Source organism: Catalinimonas locisalis (assembly GCF_038039535.1).
Lineage (GTDB): Bacteria > Bacteroidota > Bacteroidia > Cytophagales > Cyclobacteriaceae > Catalinimonas.
In genome coordinates, this window is sequence record NZ_JBBPHP010000047.1 from 43,885 (window position 1) to 50,197 (window position 6,313).

A 6,313-nucleotide genomic window follows, 5' to 3' on the forward strand; every position below is an offset into this window, starting at 1 on the left:
GAATGTTTTAATTAATTTTTTCAGGTAGTTTGCTTATGGTTACTCCTTCTTCACTTCTCTCAATTTCCAGTTGATACAAGGTTGAAATTTTGTCAAGGAGCAGTTCGGGTTGATCTGCAGGGGCAGAACCTGTGTATTGGTAATTTCTAATTTCTTCAGGGTCTACTGAAATTTCCCATCCGTAGCGTTCGTGAAGTACTTCCAGTACTTGTGCTAGCGGCATGTTTTCAAAAATCAGCTTATTGTCTTTCCAGGAGACGATAGTTTCTGTATCCACTACTCTCTTCTCAAGCCGATTATTCACATGTGAAAGCTCAAGCTGTTCTCCCGGAACCATCTCTATCCGCTGGTCCTGTTTTCCTTGCACGATCACTTTACCGCTGCTCAAAGTAACCTGTGTCTTGGTACTACGACTATTAATATTAAATGCAGTTCCCACTACCTCAACTTGTAATTCGGGGGTATAGACTATGAATTTAAGTTTCTCTGGCTTGTGCTGCTCAGAGACTTTGGTATACACTTCTTCCACCTCAAACCAGGCTTCTCCCTCCAGCCATACCTCTCTGCTTCCTGCTCGGGTATCCCAATCGGCTGCATAGCTGATTTTAGAATTAGCATTCACTACTACCTTAGAGCCGTCTGGCAATTCAACCTTTTTGGTTTCACCATAACTGGTAGCATGAATGACCTTTGAAGATTGAAAGAAAAATACTATAAATGATAGCCCAACGATGAGGCTAATAGAAGCAGCGACAGCCCAAGGGTAACGATAGAAGTAAGACGTAGAAGAGTTCTTATTATCCTCCAGAAGAGTGCTTTTGATTATTTGCCAGTCTTCTTCCATCATAGTCTCCTCAGGCACTTGCCTTTGCTGGTGGAGCTTGAGCAGGATATGTTTTGCTGTATTCAGATCTGGCTCTTTTTCCGGGTAAAGTGCCAAAAATGAACTCCAAAATTTGTCAAGGGCTATGCTAGGTTCAAATACCCATTGCCTGAATTTTGGGCAACTTAGGAAATCCTCTGTCTGGTAATGTTGAAATTGATGGGGCACAGCTATTAATTTTTTCCTTATAGGAAAGCGAAATGAAAAATCTCACGGTTTTCGCCAAGAAAAAATTAATAATTACAATTTTATCTTTATAATAAGTTATAAAATATGAAAATCATAATTTTATGAGCTAAATTATGCGTAATTTATACTAACCAACAGTAATAAATATAGCAGATTTTCATCCATATGTACCCTCAAATTTTTGATGGCCAGTGACAAATTGTTGTAAACAGTATTGATATTTATCTTCATGATATCCGCTACTTCTTCACAACTTAGATTTTCATAGTAGCGCAAATAGATCACTTCACGCTGTTTTTTGCTGAGTTTATTTACGGCATTTTTAAGGTGCAAACTCTGATCCTGTAAATCTTCTGTATCATGCTGCATGCTGTTGTGCACCAAATGCTGATAGCTATCAACATCAAGTTTCTTCCTTTCATTTTTCAATAAGCTTATCAGTACTCTTCTCAAGCCTTTAAACAAATAAAATTTAATATGATCAGTATCTCCCAGATGATCTCTTCTTCTCCACAAATCAATAAAAAGAGTTTGTATAGCATCCCTTACCATTTCACTATTACTATAAATCTTCATTCCGTAAACATATAGCGAATGATAATGTGATTGATAGATTTGTTCAAAAGCAGACATTGACCCTTGTCTGAAGGAATGCCAAAGTAAAGAAGACCTCTTATCCATAAGCTTTTGAACTTAAATTAACAGTCATGCTAAAATATAACTTTGATAAAAATAATATTAAATTCTTAATTCATTTTATTTATAAATGCTTATTTCTTTATTATTCCTAAATATCTAATAAAATAAACCTTACTTTACAAATACCCTTTTTACTATTGATATTCATTTTTTTGCCTAAAGATTGTATTTAGCAATAAAAGGTGGGCTGTTGTCTTACTATTCTCTGAAGAAATCTCTACGACCTTATTTACTATTCAGGTTTGAGTCAATTCATACACAGTATTAGAGTGGGTTTACATAAATGGTAATTATTTGACTTCTGTAAAGGTCATTATGGTTTCCTGCTACGAGTTCAGCCATTGATAGTGGAACACTCTGAAGTCTGTTAGATACCGAGCGTTCCTGGTCTTACATCTCTTTCTTCTCTGAAGAGCTATCTCCCGACCCGGTAAATACCTGTTTGGAGCTGATAAAGAATACAGTTGACGACCTTTGAAAGACTGTTCGTGGTCTTGAAGCCTCATTTTGCTGTGAGAAAATATGGTAGTATAACTTATCCTATCTTTGCTTAGTACGTAGTACATGGAAGAGGATGGTTTATAGAAATCGCAAGTTTTGAAACACAAACTTCAACAACCTTCATTTTCTTCAAAAATTGAGATCACTTCATAGCTTGATCTGGTTAGAAATAAGCCAAACTGATTTGAAAAAAGTATGCATGGGCAGGATCAATTTATCTCTTTTCTACAACAAATTCACCCCTTGGAGGAGCCTATACTGCAGGCTTATCTCTCCAGTTGGGAAGAAGTCCACTGTACCCGGCGGGAGGTGCTGGTAGCTGAAGGAGAGACTGAAAAGTATATGTACTTTGTCCTTGATGGTATACAGCGCTCATATTTTTCCAAAGATGAAAAGGAGCATGTCATCCACCTGACTTACTCCCCTGCCCTGATTGCCGTGCCCGAGTCCTTCCTTATGCAACTTCCCTCACGCTATACCCTGGAGTGCATCACGTCCAGCCGCCTGCTACGTATCAGTTATCAGCAGCACCAGGCGATGATGGACAAGTACCCTGAAGTAGAGCGTCTGATCCGTAAAGCACTGGAACTGATCGTCGTTGATATGGTGCAGCGGCATCATGAGCTGATGGCTTTTACAATAGAAGAGCGATATGCTTCACTGATGCAGAGGAACCCCAAGCTGATCAACTTAGTACCACATAAGTACCTGGCCTCCTTCCTGCGCATTGATCCCAGCAACTTCAGTAGACTCCTGAATCAGCACCCGATTTAGAAATCTTGTTCTGCAACAAGATTTTTTAATGATAATACTCTTAGTTTGCAGACCGGAAACTGGAAAGCTAAAGTCAATATGAAATTCATCACAACCATCGCACACATCCTGTTGGGCCTGATCTTCGTGGTATTTGGGCTGAACGGACTTTACACCTTCATCCCTGTACCCAAATACCATCCCTTTATGGAGATCATGGTATCTACCGAATTTATTGCAGTGGTTAAGGTATTAGAAATAATAGGTGGTTTACTGCTAATTATCAGGAGGTATACCCTGCTAGCACTGCTCATCCTGGGGCCTATTGTGGTGAACATCCTACTGTACCATCTGCTGATTGATCACCGGAATATGGTCATGGGCTTTGTCAACCTGTTGCTTTACGGCATATTGATTTACCACTATCGCGGATATTTTGAGGTATTTCTGACCAAAAAGCCTATCACCTCCTCTCCTCAAAAGCACTCCTTAGTCTAAGACTCAGACTTTGTTGCCATTGGGAGCAATGGCAGCCAATTTGGGCGAGTGGTCGGTACTTGACAAACTAGATATTGCATTTTTCAGCCCTGATTCTGCACGGTATCTGGGATGTTCTACACCACAAAAGTAAGATTCTGGCAAAATGCCAGGATGGTATTCCCCCTTATGTGCCACCTGAGAGTGGCTTATGGCCACTTATATATTCTTTATGACCACAGAAATTAAATTTATATGAAAACTGTACTCGTAAGCGGTGCCAGTTCCGGTATTGGCCGGGCAATTGCCTATAAACTACATCGCCAAGGTTACCAGGTTTTTGGCACCAGCCGCAAGCCTAAAAAAATCACAGAAGCACTGCCTTACAAAATGCTGCCGTTGGATGTATCCTCTCGGGATTCTGTACAGGAATGCTTGGCACTTTGCCTGGCAAAAGCCGGAAAAGTAGATATTCTCATCAATAATGCCGGTTTTGCACACATGGGTTGTGCTGAAGAGATGAGCGAAAAAGAGGCTCGCTTCCAGGTGGAGACTAACTTCTGGGGCTACGTCCGAATGTCGCAGGCAGTATTGCCCCATATGCGCCAACAGCAAAGCGGTAAGATAATACAGATCTCGTCGCTGGGCGGGTCCATTGGCATCCCGATGCAGGCTTTTTATGCCGCCTCCAAACATGCCGTAGAGGGCTATACCAAGTCGCTCCGCATGGAGGTGAAACCTTTCAATATCAAGGTGGTACTGCTAAAGCCCGGATTCATCCGTACCAATATGCATGCCTCTTTTATGTACGGAAAAAAAGAGTTGCCCGAATACCATGCAGTTAGGGAAAGTGTCCACCAGGAGATTTCTGAATCTCTTCAAAAAGGCGACCCGGTGGAGAAAGTGGCTGATAAAGTGTATGAAATTCTTCGCAAAAGAAACCCGGCTATTTACTACTCCATCGGTACCAGCGGAAGACTACTACCGATTCTTTATAGCCTTTTCCCTCGTCTTTTTGAGTTTGGTAGCATGAAGAAGTTTGGACTGGATAAGTTAGTACCAGGCTAATATTTTTTCTTTTTACCTGACCTGTCTGTTCGGAACTTCCAGGAATAAATAATATTACGACTTCACACCACTTATCTGATTCAATAAGACTGGTTTTTTATTAGCAAGTAAAGGTGAACCTTAAAAATGAAAAAAGTAGCACTGTCCAGAGCTATGCTACTTTTTTATTATGTATGTACTTAAAAACTAAATGTTAGAGAGTAGGTTCTACTACGAAGAATGTTTCTCCTGCACCACCCTGACCCAGTACGCTGCCGCGCTTACCTTCATCAGGAGTGAAGAAATAGAGTGGGCTGCCCTGGAAAGTTAGCTGTGGCCCCAAATCATCTTCACGATAGAAACTGTCAAAATCATCCGGGCTCAAAGAAGACGGTATGATCAACTCTTCCGGAGCTTCAAAGGGAGGCCAAACCTCAGCACATCCACCCGCACAATTGCTGACATTCTCACCATCGTTGATTGAGCGATACAAACTCACGCCAAACTCATCCACTAAATAAACCACCGGATCTTCGCCTTCTACAACGGATTGCTGCCCCAGCAGTACCGAATAGTCAGGTTTGGCAATGTGGAATACGCCACCGCGTCCGTCGCCCTGGGTATCTCCGGGGGCTTCCAGTACGCCATCTGCCTCAGGTGAAAAGTAGTACAGCGGCCATCCTTTGAAAGCGATCTGCTTTTGTCCGTCTTCACGGGTAATGGCACTAAAATCACCGTTGCTCAGGCCAGAACCTAATTCCAGTTCGTAAGCCTCACCAGCAAGCGCGGGCCAAACTCCGGCACAACCTCCATTACAGTTACTCTCGCCACTTACATCTCCGGCAAAAAAGTACAATGACTGATTGTCCTGATCAACCAGAATATCTCCAAACTCACCATTACTGGCTATTTGCACTTTTAATTCTGTCTCCTCTTCTTCCTCATCTCCACCAAAGAGATCTTCAACCTCATCTTTACAACTGGAGAGCAAGCTAAGTACAATAATAGCCAGGCTCAGAGGTCTGAAATAATTAAAATAAATTTTCATGATTTTAAGGGTTATTAGTTATTAAAAGGTTATGAGTTAGAAATACTCAAATCATTATTTCCTATAATTGATTACTGGTCGTTACTACTGGTTTTCCTGTGTAGTCATGCTACCTCTATCGTATTTTGTGTAGATGAGTAATTTAGTGCCAGGCGGCCTGTAGAGAAGCGTTGAATCCGGAAATACTATGGCTTTCAACTGCTCATCTGAATGCAGTAGATTGGGTATGTTTTAAAGTATAATGATTTTGTAGGATGATTTGACCTGTCAGAGCCAAAACCGGCTTAACATCTTTCATCTCAAAGAGTAGGAGTTACTATTGAATTAAACAGCGCAAAATTAGCGCTGAAACTCCTCTTTTTTCGACGATACGCTACCTGATGCTTATCGCGTTCGGGACTGAAGTTTTTTGCTTTTAGCCCTTTAAGTTCTCCCCGCACTTCAAATACAACAGGGGGCATTCTCATATCTTGTTTCCATATTCTGCTGCTCTTGGCTTGCGGTCCTTTGGCAGCATTATGCTGTGTAAGCAGAATCGTTGTACCTGAATCACTGTTTTTCCAGGGCTTTTGGTTCTTTGCCACCAGATCTTTCAATGTGTCACGCGGGACATTTCCCTCAACGGATTTTGCACGCTGGGCGATTTCTATGGATTAAGCAAGCACCGGTATATAGTTTTTTTCATATTTCCGGTTATCTCTAACACAAGCGAAAAT

Annotated in this window: 8 protein-coding genes; 3 read left to right on the top strand and 5 right to left on the bottom strand. The window is 41.3% G+C overall.

From position 1 onward, the window contains the following. Window positions 1-7: 7 nt before the first annotated feature. Window positions 8-1,051, bottom strand: a complete 1,044-nt coding sequence (locus WJR50_RS29655) for a FecR family protein (protein WP_341296955.1) — start codon at window positions 1,049-1,051, stop codon at window positions 8-10. A gap of 132 nt (window positions 1,052-1,183) precedes the next feature. After that, entirely contained in the window at window positions 1,184-1,753 is a 570-nt protein-coding gene (locus WJR50_RS29660; RefSeq protein ID WP_341296956.1) for an RNA polymerase sigma factor, read from the bottom strand. Window positions 1,754-2,467: 714 nt separating this feature from the next. Here WJR50_RS29660 and WJR50_RS29665 point away from each other — a divergent pair. After that, window positions 2,468-3,046 (top strand): Crp/Fnr family transcriptional regulator, encoded by a 579-nt coding sequence (locus tag WJR50_RS29665; RefSeq protein WP_341296957.1) that lies wholly within the window; start codon window positions 2,468-2,470, stop codon window positions 3,044-3,046. Window positions 3,047-3,124: 78 nt separating this feature from the next. Further along, window positions 3,125-3,523 carry a hypothetical protein gene (locus WJR50_RS29670; protein WP_341296958.1) on the top strand — a complete coding sequence of 133 codons (399 nt, stop codon included), beginning with the start codon at window positions 3,125-3,127 and terminating at the stop codon, window positions 3,521-3,523. Window positions 3,524-3,526: 3 nt separating this feature from the next. Here WJR50_RS29670 and WJR50_RS29675 read toward each other — a convergent pair whose 3' ends face one another. Beyond that, on the bottom strand, window positions 3,527-3,700 hold the full coding sequence (locus tag WJR50_RS29675; protein WP_341296959.1) for a hypothetical protein: 174 nt from the start codon (window positions 3,698-3,700) through the stop codon (window positions 3,527-3,529). 57 nt (window positions 3,701-3,757) lie between these two features. Between WJR50_RS29675 and WJR50_RS29680 the strand changes: the two genes are divergently transcribed. Next, entirely contained in the window at window positions 3,758-4,570 is an 813-nt protein-coding gene (locus tag WJR50_RS29680; RefSeq protein ID WP_341296960.1) for an SDR family NAD(P)-dependent oxidoreductase, read from the top strand. 193 nt (window positions 4,571-4,763) lie between these two features. Here WJR50_RS29680 and WJR50_RS29685 read toward each other — a convergent pair whose 3' ends face one another. Both WJR50_RS29685 and WJR50_RS29690 read right to left on the bottom strand, forming a co-directional pair. After that, window positions 4,764-5,597 carry a hypothetical protein gene (locus WJR50_RS29685; RefSeq protein WP_341296961.1) on the bottom strand — a complete coding sequence of 278 codons (834 nt, stop codon included), beginning with the start codon at window positions 5,595-5,597 and terminating at the stop codon, window positions 4,764-4,766. 299 nt (window positions 5,598-5,896) lie between these two features. Further along, window positions 5,897-6,181, bottom strand: a complete 285-nt coding sequence (locus WJR50_RS29690) for a hypothetical protein (RefSeq protein WP_341296962.1) — start codon at window positions 6,179-6,181, stop codon at window positions 5,897-5,899. Window positions 6,182-6,313: the final 132 nt, after the last annotated feature.

Excerpts from the sequence above, each read along its gene's own strand:
- WJR50_RS29660 (WP_341296956.1), bottom strand. The coding sequence starts at position 1,753 with ATGGATAAGAGGTCTTCTTTACTTTGGCATTCCTTCAGACAAGGGTCA.
- WJR50_RS29685 (WP_341296961.1), bottom strand. The coding sequence starts at position 5,597 with ATGAAAATTTATTTTAATTATTTCAGACCTCTGAGCCTGGCTATTATT.
- WJR50_RS29665 (WP_341296957.1), top strand. The coding sequence starts at position 2,468 with ATGCATGGGCAGGATCAATTTATCTCTTTTCTACAACAAATTCACCCC.
- WJR50_RS29670 (WP_341296958.1), top strand. The coding sequence starts at position 3,125 with ATGAAATTCATCACAACCATCGCACACATCCTGTTGGGCCTGATCTTC.
- WJR50_RS29680 (WP_341296960.1), top strand. The coding sequence starts at position 3,758 with ATGAAAACTGTACTCGTAAGCGGTGCCAGTTCCGGTATTGGCCGGGCA.